Origin of the sequence: Streptomyces yunnanensis, assembly GCF_029011865.1 — a bacterium.
Lineage (GTDB): Bacteria > Actinomycetota > Actinomycetes > Streptomycetales > Streptomycetaceae > Streptomyces > Streptomyces yunnanensis.
Genome location: NZ_CP095749.1, coordinates 7,312,609 through 7,337,664, shown reverse-complemented (window position 1 = coordinate 7,337,664; position 25,056 = coordinate 7,312,609). Strand labels below are relative to the sequence as shown.

Genomic DNA, 25,056 nt, shown 5'->3' with positions numbered 1-25,056 from the left:
GGCCGTGGCGGGGAAGACCCCCGAGCCCCCACCACGGCCGCAGCGCTTCCTCCGCCCGGCGCCCAGGCGCCGGGCTCTCGCGCGTCCGGGCCCCGTCCGGGGCTACGCCAGGCCGGCCCGCTCCAGGGCCTCGGTGCCCGCGCGGAGCGCGGCCATCCGCTCCTCCAGCGTGAACCCGGCCGGCGCCACGGTCAGGGTGGTCACCCCGGCCGCCGCGTACGCCTGCATCCGCTCGGCGATCCGGTCGACCGAGCCGAGCAGGGTGGTCTGGTCGATCAGCCGCTCGGGGACGGCAGCGGCGGCGCCGGCCTTGTCCCCGGCCAGGTACTTGTCCTGGATCTCGGCGGCCTCCTTCTCGTACCCCATCCGCCGCGCGAGCTGGTTGTAGAAGTTCTGCTTCCGGCTGCCCATGCCGCCGACGTACAGCGCGGTGTACGGGCGGAAGGTGTCGGCGAGCGCGCTGACGTCCTTGTCCTCGCCGAGGGCCAGCGGGAGGGTGGGGCAGACGTCGAAGCCGTCCATGGTCTTGCCGGCCGCCTCCCGGCCCGCCCGGATGTGGGAGATCGCGGTCTCCTCCAGGTGGTCGGCGGAGGGGAAGATCAGCAGCGCGCCGTCGGCGATCTCGCCGGTCTGCCGGAGGTTCTTGGGCCCGATCGCGGCGATGTAGAGCGGGATGTGCTCGCGCTGCGGGTGGACGGTGAGCTTGATCGGCTTGCCCGGGCCGCCCGGCAGCGGCAGCGTCCAGTGCTCGCCCTCGTAGGAGAGCCGCTCGCGGGACATGGCCCTGCGGACGATCTCCACGTACTCCCGGGTGCGGGCCAGCGGCTTGTCGAACTTCACGCCGTACCAGCCCTCGGAGACCTGCGGGCCGGAGACGCCCAGGCCGAGCCGGAAGCGGCCGCCGGAGAGCGAGTCCAGGGTCGCCGCGGTCATCGCGGTCATCGCGGGCGTGCGGGCGGGGATCTGGAAGATCGCCGAACCGACGTCGATCCGCTCGGTCTGCGCGGCCACCCAGGAGAGCACCGTGGGGGCGTCGGAGCCGTACGCCTCGGCCGCCCAGCAGACCGCGTAGCCGAGGCGGTCGGCCTCCTGCGCCACCGCGAGATTGTCGGAGTCCATGCCGGCGCCCCAGTAGCCGAGGTTGATGCCGAGCCTCATGCCGCTCCCCTTACCCATCAGTAACGTCGCTGTTGCGGGGACTCTAGCGTGCGGGTGCCGCGGCCGTCACCGGCAGGCCGGAACCCGGTCCGCACACCGCCGTCCGGCCTTTGTCCACAGGTCCCCTGATCGTGGGGCCCGGCGCGTAGGGTCTGGGCCCATGGAGCAAAGGCACCTCGGCCGCACGGGCCTGCGCGTGTCCCGCCTCGGGCTGGGCACCCTGAACTGGGCACGCGACACCGGCGAACAGGACGCCGCCGAGCAGCTCAAGATGTTCTGGGAGGCCGGCGGCACCCTGGTGGACACCGCCGACATCTACGCCGACGGCGGCGCCGAGTACCTCCTGGGCCGGCTGCTCGAAGGACTGGTGCCGCGTTCCGACCTGGTCGTCGCCACCAAGGCCGGCAGCGTCCTGGAGCCGGACCGCCGGGTCGACGGCTCGCGCCGCCACCTGCTCGCCGCACTGGACGCCTCCCTGGAGCGCCTGGGCACCGACTACGTGGACCTCTGGCAGCTGCACGCCTTCGACCCGCACACCCCGCTGGAGGAGACCCTCCAGGCCCTCGACGTGGCGGTGACGAGCGGCCGGGCACGCTATGTGGGCCTGTCGAACTTCTCCGGCTGGCAGCTCGCCAAGGCCGCCACCTGGCAGCTGGCCGCCCCCGACGTCCGCAACCGGCTGGCGAGCACGCAGATGGAGTACTCCCTCCTCCAGCGCGGCGTCGAACGGGAGGTGCTCCCCGCCGCCCTGGACCTGGGCCTCGGCCTGCTGCCGTCGTCCCCGTTGGGCCGCGGGGTGCTCACCGGCAAGTACCGCCACGCCACCCCGGCCGACTCCCGGGGCGGCTCGGAGCACCTCGCGCCGTTCGTGGCGCCCTATCTCGACGAGGACGCCGGCCGGGTCGTCGACGCGGTCGCCACCGCCGCCGACGGACTGGCCGTCACCCCCCTCCAGGTCGCGCTCTCCTGGCTCCGCGACCGCCCCGGGGTCACCGCCCCGCTGCTCGGCGCCCGCACGGCGCAGCAGCTCAGAGCCGCATTGTCAGTGGAGGCGCTTAGTCTTCCTGACGAGATCCGCCGGGCGCTGGACGATGTGTCGGCTCCGGTGCACCACTATCCCGACCACGACTGGAGCACGCTGTGAGTACCGACCGCGCCGGCGACAACCCGCCCGAGCAGGAGGCCGCCGCGCCCGGTGGCGAGGCGGGCCGCGAGGCCGGCGGCGCACCAGCACCACGGTCCGACTCCGCCGCGTCCCTGGCGTCCCTGGCGGCGGCGGTGCGGGCCGTGGAGAGCGGCGAGCGCTCCGCCGCCTCGTTCTTCGCCGAGACCCCGCGGTCCGCCAAGGCCCCCGCCGCCCGCCCGGCGCGGGACGGCGCGGCCGGCGCGGCCCCGGCATCGGCCCCGCAGCAGGCACCACAGGCGGCGTCGGCGGGCCCGGCCCGCGAGGAGGCCGCGCAGCGCCCGCCGGGCCGCCGCCCGCCCCGGCCCGTCCGTCCGCGCCCGAGCCTGGCGCCCAGGGCGCCACGGCCGACCCCACGGTCCCGGCGGCCCGTCCCGCGCTCGTCCCGGCCCCCGGCATCGAGGGCGTCCGGCGGGTGCTGGCGGCCGGCGGCGCCCCCGAGGCGCTCGCGGAGCGCGCCGCGGAGGCGCTCGGTCAACAGGCCGCCGAGGCACTGACCGAGGACCCCTGGCAACTGCTCACGGTGCCCGGGGTGCGCCCCGAGCAGGCCGACGGCTTCGCCCGCGCACTGCTCGGCCCCGCCTGCGGGCCGGGCGACGAGCGGCGCGCCCAGGCGCTGATCGGCTGGCTGCTGGAGCAGGCCGCGGTCGCCGGCCACTCCGCCCTGGAGACGTCCGCACTGCGCGCCGCCCTCGCCCAGCGCGCCGTCCCGGAGCCGGACGAGGCCCTCCAGAGCGCCATCGCGGACGGCGCGGTACTGGTCTTCCAGGACGCCCTGGACACCCCGGGCCGCCCCCGGGCCGCCACGGACGACGACGAGGAGCAGCCGATCCGCGTGCTGCTCGGCCTGGACCGGCTCGCCATGGCCGAGGAGAGCGTCGCCGACGGACTGGCCCGGCTGCTGAACACCTTCGAACCCCCGGCGGACGAACGGTCCAGGATCGCGCCGGGCACCGCACCGGACGACACCGGGGCGGACGACGCGGCCCCGGCCCCCCAGGACACCCCGGCCGCCGACGACACCGAGGCCGCCGCCCCGGAAAGCGACACCACGGACGCCGTGGATGCCACAGATGCCGCGGACGACACGGACGACACGGACGCCTCCGGCCCCCGGGTCCGCCCCTCCGCCGGCGCCTGGGCGGCCGTCGCGACGGCCGCTCCCTCGGGCTGCGCCGCGGAGCTGATCCAGACCGTCGCGCTCAGCGGACTGGTGACCCACACCGGCGGCGAGGCGGCCCGCGCCGAGCCCGCCGCGCTGATCGCCGCGGCCCGCGCCCTGGGGCTGCGGGCGTACGGCGCGGCCCACACCGCCGACGGCCGCCGCCGGCTGGCCGCGCACCTCGCCGAGGTCGCACCGGACACCGCCCCCGGGGAGCCCGCCGGCCCGGCCGCGGCCGCGGTGACCGTCTCCGGCCTGCTGTCCGGCGCCGAGGGCCCGGGCCGGGACGCGGACGGCGCGCTCGCCCTCGACCTGCTCGTCGTGCTGGACGCCCCGCAGCTCGACCTGGAGACCACCGCCCTGCTCGTCGAATCGCTGACCGACGGGACGCGCCTGGTGCTCAGCGGCGACCCGGGCGTCCTGTGGTCCGCGGGCCCCGGGCGGCTGTTCCAGGACGTCCTGCAGTCCCGGTTCTGCCCCCAGGTCGCCTCCCGCACGCCGGACTTCGGGCCGATCGGCGAGCTGGTGTCGGGCATCAGCGTCGGCGAGCTCACCGAGGTCGATGCGCCCGGCAAGGAGGTGGTGACCGTCCCGGTGCGGGACGCCGCCGAGGCGGTGCACCGCACGGTCCAGCTGGTCGCCGACTCGGTGCCCCGGGCGCTGGGCATCCCCGCCGAGCAGACGCAGGTCATCACCGTCGGCCACGGCGGCGCCGCCGGCACCCGCGCGCTGAACGCCGCGCTCAAGGAGCGGCTGAACGCCGGCCCCGGCCGGTTCGGCGGCTTCGACCCCGGCGACCGCGCGGCCTACTCCCCGGCGCTGGGCCGTACGCTCCTCGGCACGGTCACCGGCGCCGAGGCCGACGGCCTGCACCTCGACTGCGCGGGCACCGCCGTGGTCGTCCCGCGCGAGCAGGTCGGCTCCGGCGCGGTCCGGCACGGCTGGGCGCTCACCGCCCATCAGGCGGCCGGGTCGCGCTGGCCCGCCGCGGTCGTGGTGCTCCCCGGCGACGCCGCCGGCGGGCTGACCCGCGCCTGGGTCCACACCGCCTTCGGCCGCGCCGAACGGCATCTGTCGGTGGTCCAGGGCGTGGGCCAGGCGCTGTCCCGCGCGGTCGCCGAACTCCCCGCCAAGGAGCGCACCACCCGACTGCGGACGCTGCTGCGGCTCCAGGCCGAGGAGCAGTCGGCGGACCCGGCGGCGGACTGACCACGCGGCCCGAGCGGTGGGCCCACGGGGCGGCGGCGCACCGGCCGTCCGCCCCGCGGGCCCGTTCCGCCGGGCGCCTCACCGCCTCCCGTCGGCCGGCTCCAGCAGATCGTCGTCCCCGTCGTCGAGTTCTTCCTCGTCGAAGACGGTGCTGACGTCGAAGCGGCACACCACCCGCTGCGGATCCGCCTGGTCGAACGGCGCGGCGAGCCACTCCCCCGGCTCGGCCGGCTCGTCGACGGCCGCCACCCACAGCGTGGAGTCGCCCTCCTCCAGGCCGAACTCCTTGTGCCGGGAGGCGATCTCATCCGGTTCGTACTCCCCGAAGAGCACCCCGAGCGCGGCGTAGGCGCTGCTGCCGACGAGCGCGGCGGCATCGGGGGCGTTGCCCGTGGCGTCGTCGGCGGCGTCCGGGTCCAGGGCCGCGATGCGCTGTGCCTGATGCAGCAGGCGCTGCGGCTCGGCGACGGTGTAGTCGCGTCGGATCAGCACGCTCAGCGCGCTCGGCTCCTCGGGACCCGCATACGCGGGCAGGGCGTCGTTACCGGGGATCTCGAAGGGGGTGACCTCGTCGTAGGTGTCGTAGAGCAGCTCGTCATAGCGCTCGGCAGCCGCGGCGAGTTCGTCGAACGCGGCATAGACGGCGGGATCGTCCGCCCCCGCGCGGCGTTCGACCGCGGCGAGGTGACGGTCCAGCGCGGCTTTGACCGCCTCAGCGGCGGCACGAACCTCGGCAGCGGAAGGCTGCGCAGCATCAGACATAGTGCAGACGCTATCCGTACCGGGGCCGGTCCCGCACAATAGATGCGATGCCGGAATACGAATTCTGCGATGTGTACGTGCCCCGGGGCGTCTCCCGCAAGGCCGCCACACGCCTGCTGACCGACCATGCCGAGTACGGACACTGGGAGTTGGACCGACTTCGTCTCAATCCCGACGGTAGCCGCCGGGTGCGGCTGCGTCGCCGGATCATCCGACAGCTCCGCGCCACGTGGTGACCGCCGGAAGGGTGTGATCGCAGCAGAGCGGGCCCGGTCGAAGACGGGGCCCGCTCCCTCGCGCGCTCACACGGAGCGCCGCTGATCAGCTACGGACGGTACGGGCCCGCCGGTAGAGGACGGCGCCACCGAGCAGCAGCCCGGCACTGATCGGCACCGCATAGCCCAGCGCCCCGGCACCGGTGTGCGCGAGCTGCCGCGCACCGTGCTCCGGCGTCGCCGCGGCCTGGGCGTGCGCCCCACGGGCGCCCGCGGTGTGCGTCCGCGGCCCCGGCGCGTCCGGGGTCTGCGGGGTGACGGACCGCGGCGCGTGCGGGCCGCCGGGCTGCGCCGGGTGCCCCGGGTGGTGTGCGGAGCCCGGTTGGTGCGGCGTGCCCGGGTGGTGGGGCGTGCCGGGGCCGTGCGGGTGGCCCGGCTCCGGCTGACCGGGCTGCGACGGGTGACCGGGGTGGTGCGAACGGCCCGGGCCCCCCGGCGAGGCGTTGTCGCAGTCGTTGCCGAAGGACGGGTTCATCGCGCCGACGACGTCAACGCTGTTGCCGCAGACGTTGATCGGGACGTCGACCGGAGCCTGGATCACATTGCCGGATCCGACACCGGGCGAATGCGCCGCCCCGCCCGTGGCGCTGGCACCGCCGTGCCCACCGGGCGTCCGCCGGTGCTTGCCGCCCGGACCGTGCCCGTGCCGCCCGTCGGAGCCGTTCGCGCAGTGGTTGCCGAACGACGGGTTGAGCGCGCCGACGACATTGACGGTGTTGCCGCAGACGTTGATCGGGACGTCGATCGGAGCCTGGATCACGTTGCCGGATCCGACACCGGGCGAATGCGTCGCACCCCCCGCGGCCGCGGAGTCCGCGTGCGCGTATCCGGCGGCCATGGCGAGCGCGCCGCCGGCCGCCGCCATGGTGATCAGGCCTTTTCTCGCGACCTGCCTCATAGTTTTCCCCTGCCTAGTGCCTTACATGAATGCGGACGGGTGGCGGCCGGCGGAGGTGAGATCAACTCCGCGGACTGCCTCTTGAGGAGGTTCACCCGCCGCGAAATACCCAGAGGCTCCGGAACGTCGGAGCGACATTCCGGAGCCGGACCGGGCCGGGCCCTCAAAGGGCCGGTGAGGCCGTCGGTAACGTCAGCTGTTCACACAGGTGTTGCCGAAGGTCGGGTTCAGCAGGCCGATCACGGAGATCGTGTTGCCGCAGACGTTCACCGGAACGTGCACCGGGGCCTGGACGACGTTGCCGGAGAGCACGCCCGGGGAGTGCACCGCGGCACCCTGGCTCTGCGCGTCGGCAACGGCAAGGCCGGCGCCGGCGAATACGACTCCACCGGCGACCGCAGCAGCGGCGACGACCTTCTTGATCATGGTTCCTCCTTGTAGGCATTGCGGTCCCAGCCGCGGACCGCAATGACGTCAACGGAGGCCAGGCCGTTGAAGATACGAACACACCGCGGCGTTCACTCGTTTCAGCGAAGTCAACGCGAAAGGCAGGAAATTCACGCCGACTTCACCCTCATCCGCACCAGCCCACGCACCGCGCACCGCACCGTCCCCCCGATCGGAGAACCGCTTCCCGGCGAACCGTTTCGACTCAACTCAGTTCGATGAACCGGTCGAGCACCCGCACCCCGAACTTCAGCCCGTCCACCGGCACCCGCTCGTCCACGCCGTGGAACATCCCGGCGAAGTCCAGCTCCGGCGGCAGCTTCAGCGGCGCGAACCCGAACCCGCGGATCCCCAGGTCGTCGAAGGACTTGGCGTCGGTCCCCGCGGAGAGCATGTACGGCACGGCCCGCGCGATCGGGTCCTCGGCCTGCAGCGCCGACTGCATCGCGTCCACCAGGGCGCCGTCGAAAGTGGTCTCCAGCGCCTTGTCCGCGTGGACGTCCTCGCGCCTGACCCGCGGCCCGAGGATCCGGTCCAGGTCCGCCAGGAACTCCTCCTCGAACCCGGGCAGGAAGCGGCCGTCCACGTGGGCGGTGGCCTCGCCCGGAATCACGTTGATCTTGTAACCGGCGCCCAGCTGCGTGGGGTTGGCGGTGTTCCGCAGCGATGCGCCGATCAGCTTGGCGATCCCGCCGAGCTTGGCCAGCGTCTCGTCCATGTTCTCCGGGTCCAGCTCGGTGCCCAGCGCGTCCCCGAGCTCGTCGAGGAAGGCCCGCAGCGTCTTGGTCACCCGCACCGGGAACTCGTACCGGCCCAACCGCCCGACGGCCTCGGACAGTTCGGTGATCGCATTGTCCCTGTGGATCATCGAACCGTGCCCGGCCGAGCCGGCCACGGTCAGCTTCATCCAGTGCATGCCCTTCTGGGCCGTCTCGACGAGGTACAGCCGCAGGTTCTCGTTGACGGTGAAGGAGAACCCTCCGACCTCGCTGATCGCCTCGGTCACCCCCTCGAACAGCTCCGGGTGGTGGTCGACGAGGTAGCGCGCGCCGTACGTGCCACCGGCCTCCTCGTCCGCGAGGAACGCCAGCACGATGTCCCGCGGCGGCTTGCGCCCCGTGCGCAGCCGGTCGCGCACCACCGCCAGGGTCATCGCGTCCATGTCCTTCATGTCGACCGCGCCGCGGCCCCACACGCACCCGTCCGCGATCTCCCCGGAGAACGGGTGGTGGGTCCAGTCGTCCGCGTTGGCCGGCACCACGTCGGTGTGCCCGTGGATCAGCAGCGCCGGCCGCGAGCGGTCCTCCCCCTCGATCCGCGCGACGGTCGAGGCGCGCCCCTTGTGGGACTCGAAGATCCGCGGCTCCAGGCCGACCTCGGCGAGCTTCTCCGCGACGTACTCGGCGGCGACCCGCTCCCCCGGCCCCGAGTGGTCGCCGTAGTTGCTGGTGTCGATCCTGATCAGATCCCGGCACAGATCGACGACCTCGTCCTCGCCGGTGACCGTACGGGCCTGCTGTGACTCGCTCATGCCGAGACCTCGCTTCGCTCGGCCCCGCATCCGCAGGGCTCGCACCGATCCTTGGTTCGCTCGCGGAGCTCGCTCACACTGCCTCCTCTGGGTTCACGGCCGCGGCACCCTCCACGGGCACGCCACGGCGGGGTCCACCGCCATCCTCCACCCCGCACCCGCTCCGCCCAAGGCCGCAATACTCCCGACATGCGCTGGTCACAGCCCCGCGGCGGCCCCGGACCACGCGTGATCGACCACCCCCGAACGTTTGCTATTGTTTTCCTCGTCGGAACGGCCCGGAGGCCGCAACGACAGACACCTTGTCCGGGTGGCGGAATGGCAGACGCGCTAGCTTGAGGTGCTAGTGCCCTTTATCGGGCGTGGGGGTTCAAGTCCCCCCTCGGACACCATGAGGCAATCAGGCCCCAGATCTTCGGATCTGGGGCCTGGTGCTTTTCCCGGGCACCGGTGGTCACCGGCATGGCGCACAGGCGTGAGCGGGACATCTTCCAGGCGGACGCGCCTCGCCCGCCATTCCGGGGTACGGCCCTGCCCTCGTGAGGAGGAGCGCTCGCGCCGAAGGGCGGCCTCCAGCCCGCCGGCGCAGCCGAACCCGGTAGGGGTGACGCATTTCACGAGGGGGCTCGATGAGTTCGGAGCGGCGGGGTCCGTCGCGAGCGCGACCTCGTTGGGCGCGTCGAGCACTTCCACGAGGAGACCGGATCCGACGGTTGGACCTCGCTACGGGGTCGAGCATCGACAGCCTCACCTCCGGCGGCGAGTAGGCCGTTCCCTTCCACCTCGGACCCGTATTTCCGGTGCGGGTGTGGCGGGACCGTCCGTAGGGTGCCCCCGTTCATGGACGGCGAGAGGGGCGCGAGTGATGTTGATCTTTGATGCGGACGACACGTTGTGGGAGAACAACGTGATCTTCGAGCGGGTGATCGACGAGTTCACGGCGTGGATGGCGGGGCCGGGGACCGATCGGGCAGCGGTGCGGGCCGTGTTGGACGAGATCGAGGCGGTCAACACCAGGACGCTGGGGTACGGGAGCAAGATGTTCCTGCGGAGCCTCGGGGAGTGCGTGGAGCGGCTGCGGGGGCGGGCGGCCACGGCGGCGGAGCGGGCGCGGATCACCGGGTGGGAGGCGGCCTTCGCGGGGGATCGGGTGGAGCTGATCCCGGGGGTGGCCGAGACGCTGGCGGAGCTGGCGGGGCGGCACGAACTGCTGTTGCTGACCAAGGGGGACCAGGAGGAACAGCAGCGGAAGGTGACCGCGTCGGGGCTGACCGGGCACTTCCGCGGGGTGCACATCGTGCCGGAGAAGAACGTGGCCGCCTACGAGGAGCTGACCCGCGGCTACGGGCTGGCGCCGGAGCGGACGTGGATGATCGGGAACTCCCCGAAGTCGGACATCCTGCCGGCGCGGTCGGCGGGGCTGAACGCGGTGTTCATCCCGCACGACCACACCTGGGTGCTGGAGCACGAGGAGTTGGACCCGGGGGACGAGAAGGTGTTGCGGCTGGGGGCGTTCCGGGAGTTGGTGCGGCACTTCTGAACGTCCGGCAGGAGGGGCCGGGGCCCGGTCGGCCACCGAGGGGCACGGCCGGGCCCCATCCCCGGCCGGGGCCGGGCGCGGGTCAGAGCGGGTCGGTGGCGGTGAGTCCGCCGGATTCGACGGTCAGCCAGCGGGTGAGCGACAGCTCGCGCAGGAAGCGGTGGTCGTGGCTGACCACGAGGAGGGCGCCCTCGTAGGAGTGCAGGGCGGTGACCAGGCGGCGGACGGAGGACATGTCGAGGTTGTTGGTCGGTTCGTCGAGGAGGAGGAGCTGGGGGGGCGGTTCGGCGAGCATCAGGGCGGCCAGGGCGGCCCGGAAGCGTTCGCCGCCGGAGAGGGTGCCGGCCTGTTGGTCGGCGCGGGCGCCCTTGAACAGGAAGCGGGCCAGGCGGGCGCGGATGCGGTTGTCGGTGGCGTCGGGGGCGTAGCGGGCGACGTTCTCGACGACGGTGAGGTCGTGGTCGAGGACCTCGTCGAGACGCTGCGGGAGGAAGCGGTGGGGGACGTGGACCTCCGCGGTGCCGGCAGCCGGCGGGAGTTCGCCGGCGAGGGTGCGCAGCAGGGTGGTCTTGCCGGAGCCGTTGCGGCCGGTGAGGGCGATCCGTTCGGGGCCGCGCACCTCCAGGTCGGCACGGGTGCCGTAACGGGTGCGCAGGCCGGTGAGGGTGAGGACGGTGCGGCCCGGTGGGACCGCGGTGTACGGGAGGTCGATGCGGATCTCGTCGTCGTCGCGGACGGCCTCGGTCGCCTCGACGAGGCGTTCCCGGGCCTCCTGGAGGCGTTCGGTGTGCAGGGCGCGGTGTTTGCCGGCCGAGACCTGGGCCTCCTGCTTGCGGCTGTTCATGACGATCTTGGGTTCGCGCTTCCGGGCGTACATCTTGTCGCCGTAGCGGACCCGGCGGGCCAGTTTGACCTGGGCGTCGGCCAGTTCGCGCCGCTGGCGGGCGACGTCGGCCCCGGCTGCCCGGACCATCCGCTCGGCCGCCTCCTGCTCGACGGCGAGGGCCTGTTCGTAGGCGGTGAAGTTGCCGCCGTACCAGTGGACCTCCCCGCCTCGGAGGTCGGCGATCCGGTCGACGCGTTCGAGGAGTTCGCGGTCGTGGCTGACCACGAGGAGGACCCCGGACCAGACGGAGACCGCGTCGTGGAGGCGGCGGCGGGCGGGCAGGTCGAGGTTGTTGGTGGGCTCGTCGAGGAGGAGCACGTCGGGGCGGCGGAGCAGCAGGGCGCTGAGGCGGAGGAGGACGGACTCGCCGCCGGAGACCTCGCCGATGGTGCGGTCGAGGTCGAGGGCGTGCAGGCCGAGTTGGTCGAGGGTGGCGCGGGCGCGCTCCTCGACGTCCCAGTCGTCGCCGACGGTGGTGAAGTGCTCCTCGCGCTCCCCCAAGCTCTCGACTTCGCTCGAACAGGGGGGACCCCCATCGCCGTTCTCGATGGCGTGCAGGGCGGCGCGGGTGGCGGCGATGCCGAGCGCCTCGTCGACCCTGAGGTGGGTGTCGAGGGAGGCGTGCTGCGGGAGGTAGCCGACCTCGCCGACGACCTTGACGCTGCCGGCGGTCGGGGTCAGCTCGCCGGCGATCAGCTTCAACAGGGTGGATTTCCCCGAGCCGTTGAGGCCGATGAGGCCGGTGCGACCGGGGCCGACGGAGAACTGGAAGTCGTCCAGGACGGGGGTGCCGTCGGGCCAGTCGAAGCCGGTGCGGGTGCAGACGACGGCCGCGGAGGGGGCGGTGGGGGGCTTTGACATGCGGGTCTCCAGGGAGGTGTGCGCGGGCGGGCGATGCGTGCGCAGGGAGACACCGCGGCAGTGCCGGGGTTCGGGTACGCCGTGCGTACGCCGAGGTCGCGGACGGGGCGCGCGGGGCGGGATCGCGGAGCGAATCGCCGGTCGCGGGCGCGGTGTCTTCCGGACCTCAGACGAGCAACGGCCTTCTCCTGTCGGGAGGGGAACCCGCCGGGGCGCTGCCCGGGCGGGGTGGACGACTACGACCGTAGAGGCTGACCGGCGGGAAGGCAAACGCTATTTTTGTTGCGTTTACATTCTCCGCTGTCCCGACGCCGGCCGCGCGCAGACGGGCGTCGGGTGCGGCGCGGTCGTCAGAGGGCGCGCAGGCGGACCCGGGCCGGACCGGTGGCCTGGAGGGTGATGCCGGCGGCGACCGGTACGTCCTGGTCGATGGCCTCCAGCTCGTGGGAGCGCAGCAGCGTCGCCAGGGCCAGGACGGACTCCAGCATCGAGAAGTGCTGGCCGATGCAGGCGCGCGGGCCGCCGCCGAACGGGAACCAGGCGTAGCGGTGGCGCTCCGCCTCGCGCTCGGGGGCGAAGCGGTCCGGGTCGAACCGCTCGGGGTCCTCCCAGAGGTCCGGGTGGCGGTGGGTGACCCAGGGGGCGACGACGACGTCGGCGCCGGCCGGCAGCGTGAAGCCGGCGACCTCGGTGGCCTCGACGGCGCGGCGGCTGACGACCGGGGCCGCCGGGTAGAGCCGCATGGACTCCTTGAAGGCCCGGGTGAGTCGCGGCAGGCGGTCCAGGTCTGCGGCGGTGGGGGTGCGGTCGCCGAGCACCCGGGAGAGTTCGGCGCGGATCCGGGTCTGTTCGCCGGGGTGCCGGGCGAGCAGATGGAGGGTGAAGGCCATGGAGGTGGCGGTGGTCTCGTGGCCGGCCAGCAGGAAGATCAGGACCTGTTCGCGGACCTCGGTGGCGTCGAGGGTGCCGTCCTCGTCGTTGCCGGCCGCGGCCAGCAGGGAGAGCAGGTCGTCGTGGTCGGAGACCTCACCGCCGGCGGCGGCCGCGCGGCGTTCGGCGATGATCCGGTCGCACAGCGCGTTGAGTTCGGCGGTGGCCCGGCGGTTGCCGAGGTTCCTGGGGGTGGGCCAGTCGCGGGGGACCTTCAGGGGGGCGTAGGCACGGCGTACGACGTAGTCGTTGATGACGGGGGCGGAGTGGTGGATGGCGGCCACCGCGGCCTCCACGTCCAGGCCGAAGAGGATCCGGGCGACGGTGCGCAGGGCGAGCCGGTTCATCTCGGGGACGAGGTCGACCACGCCCTCCTCGGCCGACCGCCAGCGGGCCGCGACCGCGTCGGCCTCGGTGGTGACGGCCGTTGCGTAGCCGTCGACCCGGCGCTTGGTGAACAGCGGCTGGACCAGCCGGCGCTGGCGGAGGTAGTCGTCGTCCTGGCTGGTGAGCAGGCCGTTGCCGAACGCCTGGCGGACCTCCTCGTAGAGCGGGTGGTCCTTGCGGAAGTTGGCGGCCTGGGTGCCGAGGATCTGCTGGACGCCTTCGGGCGCGAAGACGGCGTAGAAGACGCTGCGGAGTCCGGGCGGGCCGGCCTCCAGCCGGACCACGTCGCCGTGTTCGCGCTGGGCTCTTAAGAAGGCGCCGAGGGAGTCGCGGCGCAGGTCGAGCAGGGAGCCGATCACGGGGAGCCCGGCGGGTCCGGGGATGGCGGCCGGGGCGCCGCCGCCGGGCGTCTGCGCCGCGCCGGCGCCGGCGCCGGACGAGGAGTTGGTCAGGGACATGCCCCGATTCCTATCCAGGAACGGGCCCGGGAATGTCGTACCCCGGCGTCGAGTGGGTAACGGGCGGCCGGGAGGGACGACCGGGGGCGGTGGGGCGGGTGGCCGGGAGCCGGCGGGCGGCGCGGCGGCGGCACGTAGCATGGCCTGATGATCGAAAAGCGTGCCGGGCGGGCGGAGCGGGCCACCGCGCAACAGTGCCGGGTGACCGTCTGCCGCGGCTGCTGCTGCGGTGACGCGGCGAAGATCCCGGGGGTCGACCACACCGGGCAGATACCGCGGCTGCGGGCCGCGCTCGACGGGGCGGCGCCGGTCCGCGCCTCGGAGTGCCTGGACGTCTGCGACCAGGCGAACGTGGTCGTGGTGCAGCCCTCGGCGGCCGGGCGGGCCGCGGGCGGGCGGCCGGTGTGGCTGGGGCTGGTCAACGACGACGACGCGCTGGCGGACATCGCCGCCTGGGTGCGGGCCGGCGGGCCGGGCCTGGCGGAGCCGCCCGGCGTGCTGGACCTGTACGCGCTGACGGTGTCCCGGCGGGTGCGGGAGCAGCTGGAGAAGTAGCGGGGAGCCCCGGCCGGGCGGGACCCGGCCTCGGCGCGCGGCGGCGGGCCGACGGGTGTTGGCTGGAGGTATGCGGTCCCTCCTGACGGCGCGCCGCCGGACGCGCCTTCCGGGAACGGCGGGCTGAACGGTGCGCCGGGCAGTACCGCCCGCTCCCCCGGATCCGGCACCGGGGCCGCCGCACCGTGTCCTGGTGGTCGCGGACGACCCGGCCGTCGCCACGGCCGCCACCGCGGCCCTGGCCCGCGCCGGCCACACCACCGCGTACGCCACCGACGGCTTCACCGCCCTCGAACTGGCCGCGGACTTCCATCCGCACGTCGTCGTGCTCGATCCGGCGCTGCCGGGGATCCATGGTCTGGGGCTGCGCCGCCGGCTGCGCAGCGGCGCTCGGGCGCCGGTCCCCGTGGTGTCGTTGCCCGCGGGTGGCGGGGCGGCGGGAGCGGCGGCGGGCCGCGCGGGGGCGCCGCAGCTGGTGGCGCGGGTGGCCGAGGCGCTGCGCCGGGCCGGGCGTGCGGCGACGGGCGCCGAGGCCGCGCCCGTCCTGCGGGCCGGGGACCTGACCGCCGATCCCGGGACCGGGCGGGCGGTGCGGGCCGGTCGGGAACTCTCCCTGACGGCGGACGAGTTCGCGCTGCTGGTGTTCCTGATGCGGCACCCGGGGCGGGTCTTCTCCCGGGAGCAGTTGCTCCGGCGGGTCTGGGGGCGGGACTTCGGCGATCTGTCGGCGGTGGCGGCGCTGCTGGCGCGGCTGCGGACGGAACTGGCGGCGGGTCCGGGCGCGCCGGGTCCGCTGACGGAGGTGTGGGGGTCCGGCTACCGCTTCGGCGCCGGGGGCGGCGAGGCGGTCCCGGCGGGCGCGGGCGCACCCGCCGGGGAGACGGTGCCGGTGGGCGGGGCGGCCGATGCCGCGCCGGGCGGCCTCCGGGACCGGCCGTGGGCCGGGTGACGGGCCGGGTGACCGGGCCGTCGGACGACCGGGCCGCATGACGGGGTCGGCCCGACCGGCCGCGGGATCCCGGCTGTAGTGCATCCGGTGTGGCCGGTACAGCCGGTGCACCCGGCGAGCCCGGCGGGTAGTGCGGCGGCTCAGGGCCGCGCGAGGCGGTCGCCGTCGGGCGCGTCGACGCCTTCGGCCGCACGGCGGGAGGGCAGGTCGCGGGCCGTACGGATCGGCGAGGCCAGCAGGATCAGGGCGGCGAGCGGGACGCCCGCGGTGGTGATCCACAGGGCCGTGCGGACGCCGAGCGCCGCGCCGAGCGCGCCGCCGAGCAGGGCGCCCAGCGGCAGGGTGCCGTAGTTGAGGAAGGCGGCGCTGGCGGTCACCCGGCCGAGCAGCGCCGGCGGGCAGTACGCCTGCTGGAAGCTCGCCTTGAGGATGTTGCCGCCGACCACTCCCGCGCTGACCCCGAAGCCGCCGACGGCGTACAGGACGACGCCGGGCCCGGAGGTGGTGAGCGGGATGAGCAACGCCGCGGCGGGCAGGCCGAGTTCGAAGAGCAGGGTGGCGCGGGCGGTGCCGATCCGGGCGGCGGCCCGGCGGACCGCGAGGGCGCCCGCGATCCCGCCGGTGCCGGCCACCGCCAGCAGGGTGCCGACGGTGCCCGGCGACAGCCCGGCGGTGCGGACCAGGAAGACCGGCAGGATCGACTGGTACCCCATCAGGGCGAGGTTGGAGGCGGCGCCGAAGAGCGTCAGGGTGCGGAGCCAGACGTCGCCGGAGACCAGCCGCAGCCCCTCGGCGACCTCGGCGCGCAGGGACCGCCGGGTGCGCTCCCCCGTGCGGTCCGGGCGCGGTTCGCGGTACCGGATGCCGAGCAGGCAGAGCAGCGACACCAGGAAGGTGGCCGCGGTGGCGAGCAATCCGTTGGCGGCGCCGACGAGTTGGACCAGGAAGCCGCCCCCGCCCTGCCCGACGAGCTGCGCCGCGGAGGCGCTGCCGTGCAGTGTGGCGTTGCCCTCGCTCTGGTCGGCGGGGGCGAGCAGGCCGGGGAGGTAGGCGCTGTAGGCGGTCTGGAAGACCACCGCGGCGGCGCCGCTCAGCAGGGCCGCGCCGCCCAGCAGGCCGAGGCCGAGCCCGCCGCACCAGGCGAGGACCGGGACGGCGGCGAAGACCACCAGGGAGAGCCCGGCGGCGCCCAGCATCAGGGGCCGGCGGCGGGTGCGGTCCACCCAGACCCCGACCGGCAGCCCGATCAGCAGCCAGGGCAGCCAGCCGCAGGCGCTCAGCAGGCCGACCGCGAAGGTGTCGGCGCGCAGTGCGGCGACCGCGGTCAGCGGCATCGCCACCCCGGTGACCGCGGTGCCGAACTTGCCCGCGGTCTCCCCGCACCACAGCAGCCGGAAGTCGCGGTGGCGACGGAGCAGGCCGCTCACCGCCAGGTCCGCCCGGCGTCGTCCGTGCGGTCGGCGCGGTCCGGGTGCGCGGCGGCGTCCGACCGCGCCGAGCGGTCCGCCCGCGACGTCCGGGGGAAGGACTGGAGCTGGACGATGACGGGCCGCGCGGCACTCGCGCCGGGGGCCGCGGACGCCCGCTCGGCCGCCGCGGCCCGCGCGGCGGCCCGGTGCCGGTCGACGACGTCCTCCACCTCCTTGTTCAGCGCCGCCAACTGATCGGGCGTCAGCCGCAGGTCGTGCCACTGCGCGATGGCGCCGGCGTCGCGCCACTCCGGGCCCCAGTCCTCGGCGAGGTAGCCGACGACCTGGTGGAAGTGCTGCTGGACGAGTTCGTGGACGTAGACCGAGAGCGGGCCGCGGGCGTCCGGATCGTCGCGGAAGTCCGTGGTGTTGAGCTGGTGGGAGACCGCGACCGCCCGCCACCAGCGCTCGCGCCTGGTGCCGCGGCCGGTCTCCTCCTCGATGAAGTCGTGTGCGGCGAGCTGGCGCAGGTGCCAGCTGACCGTGCCGGTGTTCTCGCCGAGCCGCCGGGAGAGCCCGGTGGCGGTGTCCGGGCCGTCGAGGGTCAGCAGCTCCAGGATGCGCATCCGCAGCGGGTGGGCGAGGCCGCGCAGACTGCGGGCGTCCATCCGGCGGGTGGGGCGCGGCGCGGCGCGCGGCCCCTCGTCGTGGGTCGTCATGGCCTCAGCGTAGGGATGCAGAGACTTCTCTGCATAGGTGTCTCTGCAAAGAGTTCTCCGCAAACGGCGGTGGGCGGGGGCCGTTGCCCGCAACGGCCGGTGGTCGGTGGTACAGACGGGTGCGCGCGAGAATGGCGGGGCCGACGGCCGCGTTTCGGCCACCGTGGCTGACTATCCTCGGGCGCATCCCCCGCCCCGCGCGATACGAGGTGTGCGACGTGACGGTGATCCTGCTCGCCCTTGCCGCGGCTTGCTGTCTGGGCACCGGGTTCGTCCTCCAGCAGATCGCGGCGCAGCACGCCCCGCCGCAGGACTACCTCTCCTTCCGGCTGCTGCTGGACCTGGTGCGGATGCCCCGCTGGGTGGCCGGAATCGTGCTGATGGTGACGGGGATGGCGCTGGGCGCGGTGGCGCTGGGCATGGGCGACATCACCCTGGTCGAACCGCTGATGGCGACCAACCTGCTGTTCGCGATGGCGCTGGCGCGCCGGCTCTCCCGGCAGCGACTGGGCCGCAGCGGCTGGGCCGGCCTGTGGCTGCTGGCGGGCGGGGTGACCGCGTTCATCGTGGCCGGGCAGCCGCACGGCGGGCGCAACAGCGAGGTGGGGCAGCTGGCCCAGTGGTTGATCATGGGCGGGGTGCTGTCCGCCGCCCTGCTGCTGGCGGCGATCGCCAAGCGGGAACGGGTGCATGTGAGCCTGGAGGCCGCACTGCTGGGGGTGGCGGCCGGGCTGCTGTACGGACTGCAGGACGCGCTGACCCGGATCAGCGGCCTGCGGTTCGGCGCGGGCGGCTGGCGCGCGCTGCTGACGAGCTGGCACCCGTACGCGATCGTGGTGCTCGGGGTGCTGGCGCTGGTGATGGTGCAGAGCGCCTTCGAGTCGGCGCCGCTGCGGATGTCGCTGCCCGCGCTGACCGCCGCCCAGCCGCTGGCGGGCATCGCCTGCGGGGTGGGCTTCCTCGGCGACCAGCTGCGGGTGACGCCCGGGGCACTGGCCTTCCAGTCGGCCGGGATCGCCGCGGTGGTGGCGGGAATCGTACTGATCGGCAGCCATCCGGCGATGCCGCCGGGAGCCGGGGCGACCGACTCCTCGCGGGAGCTCCAGCCCCGCTAGGGCGTGTCCGCAAGGTCCCCTGCCGCGCCCCGTCCTGCGCGCGCAGTCGCGCCACACCGTCCGCACCGCGCGAGCCGCACCGCGCGCCGACCGACACACCACCACCCCCTTCCCCGTTTATTAATGTTCGACATTAGAATCGGCGCATGCCCAGGACATCAGGCCCCGAGACCCGGGAGAAGTTGATCCGCGCCGCCGAAGAGGTCTTCGCGGCGCAAGGCGTGGACGGCGCCCAGCTGCGCGACATCGTGGCGCTCGCCGGCCAGAGCAATCCCTCGGCGGTGCAGTACCACTTCGGCTCCCGGGCCGGACTACTGGACGCCGTGATGGCCGGCCGGCTGGCCCGTACGGAGGCGGCCCTGGCGCCGCCGCTGACCGCGGCGGAGGCCGGCGAACCGGCGCTCCGGGAGCTGATCGGGCTCCTGGTCACGGCGGAGGCCACCGAGCTGCGCACCGACCGCGGGCGGCGCTGTCTGCGGATCTCCGCGCAGCTCAGCCACGAGAGCGGGGTCCGTACCGGGGTCCCGCACCCCACGCTCGCCGGGACCGCCTACTGGCGGCTGATCTGCCGGGTGGCGGCGGCGCTGGCCGCCGCCGGGCTGGCGGAGCCGGTGCGGCTGGAGCGGCTGGACCTGGCGCTGACGCTGATCGGCGCGGCGCTGGCCGACCGGGCCCGGCACTACCTCGACGGTGCCGCACCCCTGACGGGCGAGGAGCTGTTTCTCGCCGACCTCACCGGGACGACGACGGCGTTCCTGCTCGCCGCCGCCCCCGAACCGAAGGAGTTCCCATGAGCGAGTCCACCCCGGCGGCCCCGGCCGCGGACCTGACCGGCAAGACCGTCGTCCTCACCGGTGCGGCCCGCGGGCTGGGTGCCGCGGCCGCCGAGCAGGCCGTCGCGGCCGGCGCCCACGTCGTCCTCACCGACGTCCTCCAGGAGGAGGGCGCGGCGACCGCGGAGCGGCTCGGCGAACGGGCCCGCTTCCTGGCCCACGACGTCACCTCCGAGGAGGACTGGCAGCGGGTCGCGGACTTCGCGGTGGCGGAGTTCGGCGGGATCGACGGGCTGGTGAACAACGCCGGGATATCGACCGGCGCGCCCCTGGAGACGCTCTCCACCGACTTCTTCCGCAAGGTCCTGGACGTCAACCTCACCGGCGTCTTCATCGGGATGAAGACCGTGCTGCCGGCCATGAAGGAGCGCGGCGCCGGCTCGATCGTGAACATCTCGTCGGCGGCCGGGCTGATGGGCCTGGCGATGACCGGGGGCTACGGCGCGTCGAAGTGGGGCGTCCGCGGCCTGACCAAGATCGGCGCGGTGGAGTGGGGCACCGCGCGGGTCCGGGTGAACTCCGTGCACCCCGGGATGACCTACACCCCGATGACCGCCCGGGTCGGCATCGAGGTCGGCGAGGGCAAGTACCCCAACACGCCGATGGCCCGGGTCGGCGAGGCGCACGAGATCGCCGGCGCGGTGGTCTTCCTGCTCTCCGACGCCGCCTCGTACATCACCGGCGCCGAGCTGGCGGTGGACGGCGGCTGGACCACCGGGCCGACCGTGAAGTACGTCATGGGGCAGTGAGCCGAAGACGCGGTGGCGGCGTCCCCGGCAGGTCCGCGCGCCGCCACGGGTGGTTCGATGGCCCCATGACCGATCAGCGACCGCGCACCGCGCAGGAGCCGCTCAACGCGGACGAAGTCCTCGATGTCGTCGACGAGCAGGACCGGGTCGTGGGGCAGGCCCCGCGGGCGGTGGCGTACGCCCGCCGGCTGCGCACCCGGTGCGCGTTCGTCCTGGTCCGGGACGCCGAGGACCGGATCTTCGTGCACCGGCGGACGCCCCGGAAGCTGGTGTTCCCCTCGCACTACGACATGTTCGTGGGCGGTGTGGTGGGCACCGGCGAGAGCTATGACCAGGCGGCGCTGCGGGAGGCCGAGGAGGAGCTCGGGGTGTCCGGGCTGCCGCGTCCGGAGCCGCTCTTCCGCTTCCTGTACGAGACGCCCGAACACACCTGGTGGTCGGCGGTCTACCAGGTGCGCTGCACGCTTCCGGTGGCGCCCCAGGAGACGGAGATCGACTGGCACGCCTTCCTGCCCGAGGAGGAGCTGGCCCGGCAGCTGGACGTGTGGCCGTGGACCCCGGACGGGCTGGCCGCGTACCGGGAGCTGACGGCCCGGCGGGCGGCCGGGGAGGGCTGAGCCGATGGGTCAGGGCATACGCCTGTGGTTCTCCCCGGGGCGGGTGCGTGAGGAGGGCACCACCCCCGACTACCGGTTCTCGCTCGCCAACGAGCGGACCTTCCTCGCCTGGCTGCGCACCGGGCTGGCGCTGGTCGGCGGGGGCTTCGCGGTGGACCAGTTCCTGCCGCGGTTGCACGGCAGCCTGCGGCTCGCCTTCACCGTCGTCCTGCTGGTGGGCGGGGCACTGTGCGCGCTGCGCGCGGTCAACCACTGGGTGCGCTGCGAGCGGGCGATGCGACGCGGCGAGGACCTGCCGCTCTCCCGCTTCCCGGCCGTGCTGGCGCTGTGCGTCGGGCTGCTGGCGGTGGCGGTGGTCGTGCTGACGCTGATCGGCTGGACGAACTAGCGGGTGGGGGAAGCGATGGGCGCGCCCCAGGGGGGCGGCCGGGCGCCGCGGCCGACGGCCGACCGGGACCCGGGGCTCCAGCCGGAGCGGACCCGGCTGGCCTGGCGGCGGACGGTGCTGTCGGCCGCGGTGGTGGCGGTGCTGGCCGGCCGGCAGGTACTGCGCAGCGGGGCCCCGGGCCCGGTCGAGGTGACCTTGGCGGCGCTGGTGGCGCTGGTGTGGGTGGCGTTCGCGGTCGCCGCGGACCTGCGGATGCGGACGATGGCGGCCGGGCGGCCGGCGGCCCTGCCGGCGCGGCTGGCCCTGCTGGTGGCCGGTTGCACGGTCGGACTGGCGGCGGGCGGCGCGGCGCTGCTGCTACCGGGGCGGTGAGATCGCGGACGGCGGTACGGTGAGCGGGCCCGCGCGGCACCGGCCCGGCTCCGGGATCCGGCGGCCGGCCGCGGTATCCGCACGGACCGACCGACCCATCCCCCGGGAGCGGAACATGACGGACCATCAGCAGGCCGCGGGGGCCGACGCGAACGGCACCGCCGCCGTCGCCGAGCCCTACCTCACCGAACTCGCCCCGGGCGTCCACGCGTTCGTCCAGCCGGACGGCGGCTGGTGCCTGAACAACGCGGGGTTCGTCACCGACGGCACCGCCACCCTGGTCGTGGACACCGCCGCCACCGAGCGCCGGGCGCGGCTGCTGCGCCGCCGGATCGCGGAGAGCGGCGCCCCCGCGCCGCGCACCCTCGTCAACACCCACCACCACGGCGACCACACCTACGGCAACGGCGTGTTCGCACCGGAGGCGACGATCATCGGGCACGCGGCCTGCCGGCGGGAGGTGCTGGCCGCCGGCTACCAGCTGCACGCGGTGTGGCCCGAGGTGACGTACGGCGACATCCGACTGACCCCGCCGGAGGTGACCTTCGAGGACCGCCTGACCGTGCACGTCGGGGAGTGCGAGGTGCGGCTGATCCACCCCGGGCCGGCGCACACGCCCGGCGACACCATCGTCTGGCTGCCGCGGCAGCGGGTGGTCTTCACCGGAGACCTGATCTTCCACGGGGGCACGCCGTTCCTCCTGATGGGCTCGCTGAGCGGGTCGCTGCGGGCGATCGAGCTGCTGCGGTCGCTCGGCGCCGAGACGGTCGTGCCGGGGCACGGCCCGGTGGCCGGGCCGGAGGTCTACGACGAGGTCGAGCGGTATCTGCGGTACGTCGGGGAGTTGGCGCGGGAGGGCCGCGCGGCCGGGCGGACGCCGTTGGAGGTGGCCCGGGAAGCGGACCCGGGGGCGTTCGGGGGACTGGCGGAGAGCGAGCGGCTGGTGGCCAACCTGCTGCGGGCCTACGCCGAGTTGGCGGGCGCGGCGCCGGGTGCGCCGCTGGACGCGGCGGCCGGGTTCGGGGCGATGGCGGAGCTGAACGGCGGGGTGCTGCCGGCCTGTCACGCCTGAGCGGGGGCCGGCCGGGGCGCCGGCGGTCGCCCCCCGCCCGCGCCCGCGCGCCGGGCCCGGTGGCGGAAATGCGTCGGGTGACCGACGCCCCACGACGGAGCACTGGACTCCATACCGACTAGTCGGCATGATCGGGCGGAACGGGCCCGCCGGCCCCGGACCGCCAACCGTCCACTCCGTACGGAGGAAGCACGATGAGCAACGGCACACCGCCCCCGTCGGCCGCCGGGGAGGCGCCGCCCGGCCTCGATCCGGAGCGCCTGCGGGAGCATCTGGACCGGGAGCGTCCGGGCCTGGTCTCCGGCCCGCTGCGCGCGCAGCTCATCGAGGGCGGACGGTCCAACCTCACCTACCGGGTCACCGACGGCACCGACTCCTGGGTCGTCCGCCGCCCGCCGCTCGGCCATGTGCTGGCCACCGCGCACGACATGCGCCGCGAGCACCGGGTGATCAGCGCCCTGCACGACACCGCCGTGCCGGTGCCACAGACGCTGCTGCTGTGCGAGGACGAGACCGTCGTCGGCGCGCCGTTCTACGTGATGGAGCTGGTGGCGGGCACCCCGTACCGGACCACGGAGCAGCTGGTTCCGCTGGGCCCGGAGCGGACCCGGGCGGTGGTGCTGTCGCTGGTCGACACGCTGGTGGCGCTGCACGCGGTGGAGCCGGAGGCGGCCGGACTGGCCGACTTCGGGCGCCCGGACGGCTTCCTGGAGCGCCAACTCCGGCGCTGGGGAAAGCAGTTGGCGGCCTCCAAGAACCGCGCACTGCCCGGCATCGACGCGCTCCACGAGGCGCTGGGCCGGGAGCTGCCCCCCTCCCCCGCGCCGACCGTCGTGCACGGCGACTACCGGCTGGACAACGTCCTGGTCGGCGCCGACGACACCATCACCGCCGTACTGGACTGGGAGATGTCCACGCTCGGCGACCCGCTGACCGACCTCGGGCTGCTGGCGATGTACTGCACCGACCTCGGGCTGCCGAAGTCGCCGGTCAGCACCACCAGCGGCGCACCGGGGCACCCCAGCCCGGAGGAGCTGATCGCGCGCTACGCCGAGCGCTCGGGCCGGGACACCTCGCGGATCGCCTGGTACACCGCGTTCGCGTGGTTCAAGCTCGCGGTGATCCTCGAAGGGATCCACTACCGCTACACGCTCGGCCAGACGGTCGGCGCGGGCTTCGACCGGATCGGCGAGCTGGTGCCCGTCTTCATCGACCGCGGACTGACCACTCTCAAGGAAGGCTGAGGCACCGATGGACTTCGCATTCGACGCCCGCACCGAAGAACTGCGCGCGAAGCTCGAAGCGTTCATGACCGCGCACGTGTACCCGGCCGAACGGATCGTGGAGGAGCAGCGGGCCGCGCTGGCCTCGCCGTGGGACACCCCGCCGGTGGTGGAGGAGCTCAAGGCCGAGGCCCGTCGGCAGGGCCTGTGGAACCTGTTCCTGCCGGACGAGGAGCACGGCGCGGGGCTGACCAACCTCCAGTACGCGCCGCTGGCCGAGATCACCGGCCGCAGCCCGCAGTTGGCGCCGACCGCGCTGAACTGCGCGGCGCCGGACACCGGCAACATGGAGGTGCTGGCGCAGTTCGGCGACGCCGAACAGAAGAAGCGGTGGCTGGAGCCGCTGCTGGCGGGTGAGATCCGCTCGGCGTTCGCGATGACCGAGCCGGAGGTGGCCTCGTCGGACGCCACCAACATCGAGACCCGGATCGTGCGGGACGATGGGGGCACCTCCCGCTCGAGCGGAGCCGAGAGCGGGGGAAGCTACGTCATCAACGGCCGCAAGTGGTACATCTCCGGCGCGATGAACCCGCTGTGCGAGATCTTCATCGTGATGGGCAAGACCGACCCGGATGGCCCGGACCTCCGCCGCCAGCAGTCGATGGTGCTGGTGCCGCGGGACACCCCCGGACTGACGGTCAAGCGCGCGATGCAGGTCTACGGCTACGAGGACCACTACCACGGCGGGCACGCGGAGGTGCTCTTCGAGGACGTCCGGGTGCCGGTCGGCAACCTGATCGGCGAGGAGGGCGGCGGCTTCGGCATCGCGCAGGCGCGGCTGGGGCCGGGCCGGATCCACCACTGCATGCGGCTGATCGGGATGGCCGAGCGGGCGATCGAGCTGATGTGCCGGCGGGCGGTGGCCCGTACGGCGTTCGGCAAGCCGCTGGCGCAGCAGGGCGTGGTCCAGGAGTGGATCGCGGACGCCCGGGTGGCGGTGGAGCAGCTGCGGCTGCTGGTGCTGAAGACCGCCTGGCTGATGGACACCGTCGGCAACAAGGGCGCGCACACCGAGATCCAGGCCATCAAGATCGCCACGCCGCGGACGGTCGTGGGCATCCTCGACAAGGCGGTCCAGCTGCACGGCGCGGGCGGGGTCAGCCAGGACTTCCCGCTGGCGGAGCTGTGGGCCGGCGCCCGTACGCTCCAACTGGCGGACGGCCCCGACGAGGTGCACCAGCGGTCGCTGGCACGGCGCGAGATCAAGCGCTACCTGTAGGGCGCGGGGGCCGTAGGGGGCGGTCGAACACTCCCCGTAGGGGTCGGGCGCGCCCCCTGCGGGGCCTCAACGGGGGTGGAGGGGCGGGG

25 protein-coding genes and 1 tRNA gene are annotated in these 25,056 nt (G+C 74.4%); 17 read left to right on the top strand and 9 right to left on the bottom strand.

Going from position 1 to position 25,056, the window contains the following annotated elements; all coding sequences use genetic code 11:
- Nucleotides 1–102: 102 nt before the first annotated feature.
- Nucleotides 103–1,158, bottom strand: coding sequence for an LLM class F420-dependent oxidoreductase (locus tag MOV08_RS32015; protein ID WP_039637841.1), 1,056 nt, complete (start codon nt 1,156–1,158; stop codon nt 103–105).
- 160 nt (nt 1,159–1,318) lie between these two features.
- On the opposite strand from MOV08_RS32015, the gene MOV08_RS32010 reads away from it, so the two are divergent.
- The 3 genes from MOV08_RS32010 to MOV08_RS32000 are packed head-to-tail and all read left to right on the top strand — an operon-like array spanning nt 1,319 to nt 4,712.
- Nucleotides 1,319–2,302, top strand: a complete 984-nt coding sequence (locus tag MOV08_RS32010; protein WP_275309810.1) for an aldo/keto reductase — start codon at nt 1,319–1,321, stop codon at nt 2,300–2,302.
- Nucleotides 2,299–2,838 carry a hypothetical protein gene (locus MOV08_RS32005; protein WP_275309809.1) on the top strand — a complete coding sequence of 180 codons (540 nt, stop codon included), beginning with the start codon at nt 2,299–2,301 and terminating at the stop codon, nt 2,836–2,838. Before MOV08_RS32010 ends, MOV08_RS32005 begins: the two co-directional genes overlap by 4 nt.
- Nucleotides 2,757–4,712, top strand: coding sequence for a helix-hairpin-helix domain-containing protein (locus MOV08_RS32000; RefSeq protein WP_275309808.1), 1,956 nt, complete (start codon nt 2,757–2,759; stop codon nt 4,710–4,712). The genes MOV08_RS32005 and MOV08_RS32000 overlap by 82 nt, the downstream gene beginning before the upstream one ends.
- 78 nt (nt 4,713–4,790) lie before the next feature.
- Here MOV08_RS32000 and MOV08_RS31995 read toward each other — a convergent pair whose 3' ends face one another.
- Entirely contained in the window at nt 4,791–5,474 is a 684-nt protein-coding gene (locus MOV08_RS31995; RefSeq protein ID WP_039637838.1) for a hypothetical protein, read from the bottom strand.
- A gap of 47 nt (nt 5,475–5,521) precedes the next feature.
- On the opposite strand from MOV08_RS31995, the gene MOV08_RS31990 reads away from it, so the two are divergent.
- The gene (locus MOV08_RS31990; RefSeq protein ID WP_018537156.1) at nt 5,522–5,710 is read left to right on the top strand and encodes a DUF5703 family protein; all 189 of its coding nucleotides are present in this window, start codon (nt 5,522–5,524) and stop codon (nt 5,708–5,710) included.
- An 85-nt stretch (nt 5,711–5,795) separates the two neighbouring features.
- Here the strand turns inward: MOV08_RS31990 and MOV08_RS31985 are convergent, their stop codons facing one another.
- From MOV08_RS31985 to MOV08_RS31975, 3 genes are all read right to left on the bottom strand, one after another.
- A complete protein-coding gene (locus MOV08_RS31985; RefSeq protein ID WP_275309807.1) occupies nt 5,796–6,647 on the bottom strand; it encodes a chaplin in 852 nt (283 codons plus the stop codon).
- A gap of 192 nt (nt 6,648–6,839) precedes the next feature.
- Complete coding sequence (locus MOV08_RS31980) at nt 6,840–7,073, bottom strand: chaplin (protein WP_039637836.1); 234 nt, start codon at nt 7,071–7,073, stop codon at nt 6,840–6,842.
- 226 nt (nt 7,074–7,299) lie between these two features.
- Nucleotides 7,300–8,625 (bottom strand): M20/M25/M40 family metallo-hydrolase, encoded by a 1,326-nt coding sequence (locus MOV08_RS31975; RefSeq protein WP_039637835.1) that lies wholly within the window; start codon nt 8,623–8,625, stop codon nt 7,300–7,302.
- A gap of 304 nt (nt 8,626–8,929) precedes the next feature.
- Between MOV08_RS31975 and MOV08_RS31970 the strand changes: the two genes are divergently transcribed.
- Nucleotides 8,930–9,017: transfer RNA gene (locus MOV08_RS31970), tRNA-Leu, on the top strand.
- 473 nt (nt 9,018–9,490) lie between these two features.
- On the top strand, nt 9,491–10,165 hold the full coding sequence (locus MOV08_RS31965; RefSeq protein ID WP_275309806.1) for an HAD family hydrolase: 675 nt from the start codon (nt 9,491–9,493) through the stop codon (nt 10,163–10,165).
- A gap of 82 nt (nt 10,166–10,247) precedes the next feature.
- On the opposite strand, the gene MOV08_RS31960 is transcribed toward MOV08_RS31965, so the two are convergent.
- Both MOV08_RS31960 and MOV08_RS31955 read right to left on the bottom strand, forming a co-directional pair.
- A complete protein-coding gene (locus tag MOV08_RS31960) occupies nt 10,248–11,912 on the bottom strand; it encodes an ABC-F family ATP-binding cassette domain-containing protein (protein WP_275309805.1) in 1,665 nt (554 codons plus the stop codon).
- Between the two features lie 350 nt (nt 11,913–12,262).
- Nucleotides 12,263–13,687 carry a cytochrome P450 gene (locus tag MOV08_RS31955; RefSeq protein ID WP_275309804.1) on the bottom strand — a complete coding sequence of 475 codons (1,425 nt, stop codon included), beginning with the start codon at nt 13,685–13,687 and terminating at the stop codon, nt 12,263–12,265.
- 147 nt (nt 13,688–13,834) lie between these two features.
- Between MOV08_RS31955 and MOV08_RS31950 the strand changes: the two genes are divergently transcribed.
- Together MOV08_RS31950 and MOV08_RS31945 are read left to right on the top strand one after the other, a co-directional pair.
- Nucleotides 13,835–14,242 (top strand): hypothetical protein, encoded by a 408-nt coding sequence (locus MOV08_RS31950; protein ID WP_039637761.1) that lies wholly within the window; start codon nt 13,835–13,837, stop codon nt 14,240–14,242.
- Between the two features lie 193 nt (nt 14,243–14,435).
- Nucleotides 14,436–15,191 carry a response regulator transcription factor gene (locus MOV08_RS31945; protein ID WP_063777482.1) on the top strand — a complete coding sequence of 252 codons (756 nt, stop codon included), beginning with the start codon at nt 14,436–14,438 and terminating at the stop codon, nt 15,189–15,191.
- Between the two features lie 140 nt (nt 15,192–15,331).
- Here the strand turns inward: MOV08_RS31945 and MOV08_RS31940 are convergent, their stop codons facing one another.
- Together MOV08_RS31940 and MOV08_RS31935 are read right to left on the bottom strand one after the other, a co-directional pair.
- Nucleotides 15,332–16,618, bottom strand: a complete 1,287-nt coding sequence (locus MOV08_RS31940; RefSeq protein ID WP_275309803.1) for an MFS transporter — start codon at nt 16,616–16,618, stop codon at nt 15,332–15,334.
- A complete protein-coding gene (locus MOV08_RS31935) occupies nt 16,615–17,268 on the bottom strand; it encodes a winged helix-turn-helix domain-containing protein (protein WP_275311956.1) in 654 nt (217 codons plus the stop codon). The genes MOV08_RS31940 and MOV08_RS31935 overlap by 4 nt, the downstream gene beginning before the upstream one ends.
- A gap of 269 nt (nt 17,269–17,537) precedes the next feature.
- Between MOV08_RS31935 and MOV08_RS31930 the strand changes: the two genes are divergently transcribed.
- The 9 genes from MOV08_RS31930 to MOV08_RS31890 all read left to right on the top strand — a co-directional run bounded on the left by MOV08_RS31930 (nt 17,538) and on the right by MOV08_RS31890 (nt 24,967).
- The gene (locus tag MOV08_RS31930; RefSeq protein WP_275309802.1) at nt 17,538–18,434 is read left to right on the top strand and encodes a DMT family transporter; all 897 of its coding nucleotides are present in this window, start codon (nt 17,538–17,540) and stop codon (nt 18,432–18,434) included.
- A gap of 146 nt (nt 18,435–18,580) precedes the next feature.
- Nucleotides 18,581–19,228, top strand: a complete 648-nt coding sequence (locus tag MOV08_RS31925; RefSeq protein ID WP_275309801.1) for a TetR/AcrR family transcriptional regulator — start codon at nt 18,581–18,583, stop codon at nt 19,226–19,228.
- Nucleotides 19,225–20,016: a glucose 1-dehydrogenase gene (locus MOV08_RS31920; protein WP_275309800.1), complete on the top strand. Its 792-nt coding sequence runs from the start codon at nt 19,225–19,227 to the stop codon at nt 20,014–20,016. Before MOV08_RS31925 ends, MOV08_RS31920 begins: the two co-directional genes overlap by 4 nt.
- A 65-nt stretch (nt 20,017–20,081) precedes the next feature.
- Nucleotides 20,082–20,633, top strand: a complete 552-nt coding sequence (locus tag MOV08_RS31915; protein WP_275309798.1) for an NUDIX hydrolase — start codon at nt 20,082–20,084, stop codon at nt 20,631–20,633.
- Nucleotides 20,634–20,637: 4 nt separating this feature from the next.
- Nucleotides 20,638–21,021: a YidH family protein gene (locus tag MOV08_RS31910; RefSeq protein ID WP_205363732.1), complete on the top strand. Its 384-nt coding sequence runs from the start codon at nt 20,638–20,640 to the stop codon at nt 21,019–21,021.
- 15 nt (nt 21,022–21,036) lie between these two features.
- Nucleotides 21,037–21,393, top strand: a complete 357-nt coding sequence (locus tag MOV08_RS31905) for a DUF202 domain-containing protein (protein ID WP_039637754.1) — start codon at nt 21,037–21,039, stop codon at nt 21,391–21,393.
- A gap of 115 nt (nt 21,394–21,508) precedes the next feature.
- A complete protein-coding gene (locus MOV08_RS31900; protein ID WP_275309796.1) occupies nt 21,509–22,465 on the top strand; it encodes an MBL fold metallo-hydrolase in 957 nt (318 codons plus the stop codon).
- A 194-nt stretch (nt 22,466–22,659) separates the two neighbouring features.
- On the top strand, nt 22,660–23,709 hold the full coding sequence (locus MOV08_RS31895; protein WP_275309795.1) for a phosphotransferase family protein: 1,050 nt from the start codon (nt 22,660–22,662) through the stop codon (nt 23,707–23,709).
- 7 nt (nt 23,710–23,716) lie between these two features.
- Nucleotides 23,717–24,967, top strand: coding sequence for an acyl-CoA dehydrogenase family protein (locus tag MOV08_RS31890; RefSeq protein ID WP_039637751.1), 1,251 nt, complete (start codon nt 23,717–23,719; stop codon nt 24,965–24,967).
- Nucleotides 24,968–25,056: the final 89 nt, after the last annotated feature.

What these genes read in the sequence shown, in the direction of transcription:
- MOV08_RS32015 (WP_039637841.1), bottom strand. Translation starts at nt 1,158, where the DNA reads ATGAGGCTCGGCATCAACCTCGGCTACTGGGGCGCCGGCATGGACTCC.
- MOV08_RS32010 (WP_275309810.1), top strand. Translation starts at nt 1,319, where the DNA reads ATGGAGCAAAGGCACCTCGGCCGCACGGGCCTGCGCGTGTCCCGCCTC.
- MOV08_RS31995 (WP_039637838.1), bottom strand. Translation starts at nt 5,474, where the DNA reads ATGTCTGATGCTGCGCAGCCTTCCGCTGCCGAGGTTCGTGCCGCCGCT.
- MOV08_RS31990 (WP_018537156.1), top strand. Translation starts at nt 5,522, where the DNA reads ATGCCGGAATACGAATTCTGCGATGTGTACGTGCCCCGGGGCGTCTCC.
- MOV08_RS31985 (WP_275309807.1), bottom strand. Translation starts at nt 6,647, where the DNA reads ATGAGGCAGGTCGCGAGAAAAGGCCTGATCACCATGGCGGCGGCCGGC.
- MOV08_RS31980 (WP_039637836.1), bottom strand. Translation starts at nt 7,073, where the DNA reads ATGATCAAGAAGGTCGTCGCCGCTGCTGCGGTCGCCGGTGGAGTCGTA.
- MOV08_RS31975 (WP_039637835.1), bottom strand. Translation starts at nt 8,625, where the DNA reads ATGAGCGAGTCACAGCAGGCCCGTACGGTCACCGGCGAGGACGAGGTC.
- MOV08_RS31965 (WP_275309806.1), top strand. Translation starts at nt 9,491, where the DNA reads ATGTTGATCTTTGATGCGGACGACACGTTGTGGGAGAACAACGTGATC.
- MOV08_RS31960 (WP_275309805.1), bottom strand. Translation starts at nt 11,912, where the DNA reads ATGTCAAAGCCCCCCACCGCCCCCTCCGCGGCCGTCGTCTGCACCCGC.
- MOV08_RS31955 (WP_275309804.1), bottom strand. Translation starts at nt 13,687, where the DNA reads ATGTCCCTGACCAACTCCTCGTCCGGCGCCGGCGCCGGCGCGGCGCAG.
- MOV08_RS31950 (WP_039637761.1), top strand. Translation starts at nt 13,835, where the DNA reads ATGATCGAAAAGCGTGCCGGGCGGGCGGAGCGGGCCACCGCGCAACAG.
- MOV08_RS31935 (WP_275311956.1), bottom strand. Translation starts at nt 17,268, where the DNA reads ATGGACGCCCGCAGTCTGCGCGGCCTCGCCCACCCGCTGCGGATGCGC.
- MOV08_RS31925 (WP_275309801.1), top strand. Translation starts at nt 18,581, where the DNA reads ATGCCCAGGACATCAGGCCCCGAGACCCGGGAGAAGTTGATCCGCGCC.
- MOV08_RS31920 (WP_275309800.1), top strand. Translation starts at nt 19,225, where the DNA reads ATGAGCGAGTCCACCCCGGCGGCCCCGGCCGCGGACCTGACCGGCAAG.
- MOV08_RS31915 (WP_275309798.1), top strand. Translation starts at nt 20,082, where the DNA reads ATGACCGATCAGCGACCGCGCACCGCGCAGGAGCCGCTCAACGCGGAC.
- MOV08_RS31910 (WP_205363732.1), top strand. Translation starts at nt 20,638, where the DNA reads ATGGGTCAGGGCATACGCCTGTGGTTCTCCCCGGGGCGGGTGCGTGAG.
- MOV08_RS31905 (WP_039637754.1), top strand. Translation starts at nt 21,037, where the DNA reads ATGGGCGCGCCCCAGGGGGGCGGCCGGGCGCCGCGGCCGACGGCCGAC.
- MOV08_RS31900 (WP_275309796.1), top strand. Translation starts at nt 21,509, where the DNA reads ATGACGGACCATCAGCAGGCCGCGGGGGCCGACGCGAACGGCACCGCC.
- MOV08_RS31895 (WP_275309795.1), top strand. Translation starts at nt 22,660, where the DNA reads ATGAGCAACGGCACACCGCCCCCGTCGGCCGCCGGGGAGGCGCCGCCC.
- MOV08_RS31890 (WP_039637751.1), top strand. Translation starts at nt 23,717, where the DNA reads ATGGACTTCGCATTCGACGCCCGCACCGAAGAACTGCGCGCGAAGCTC.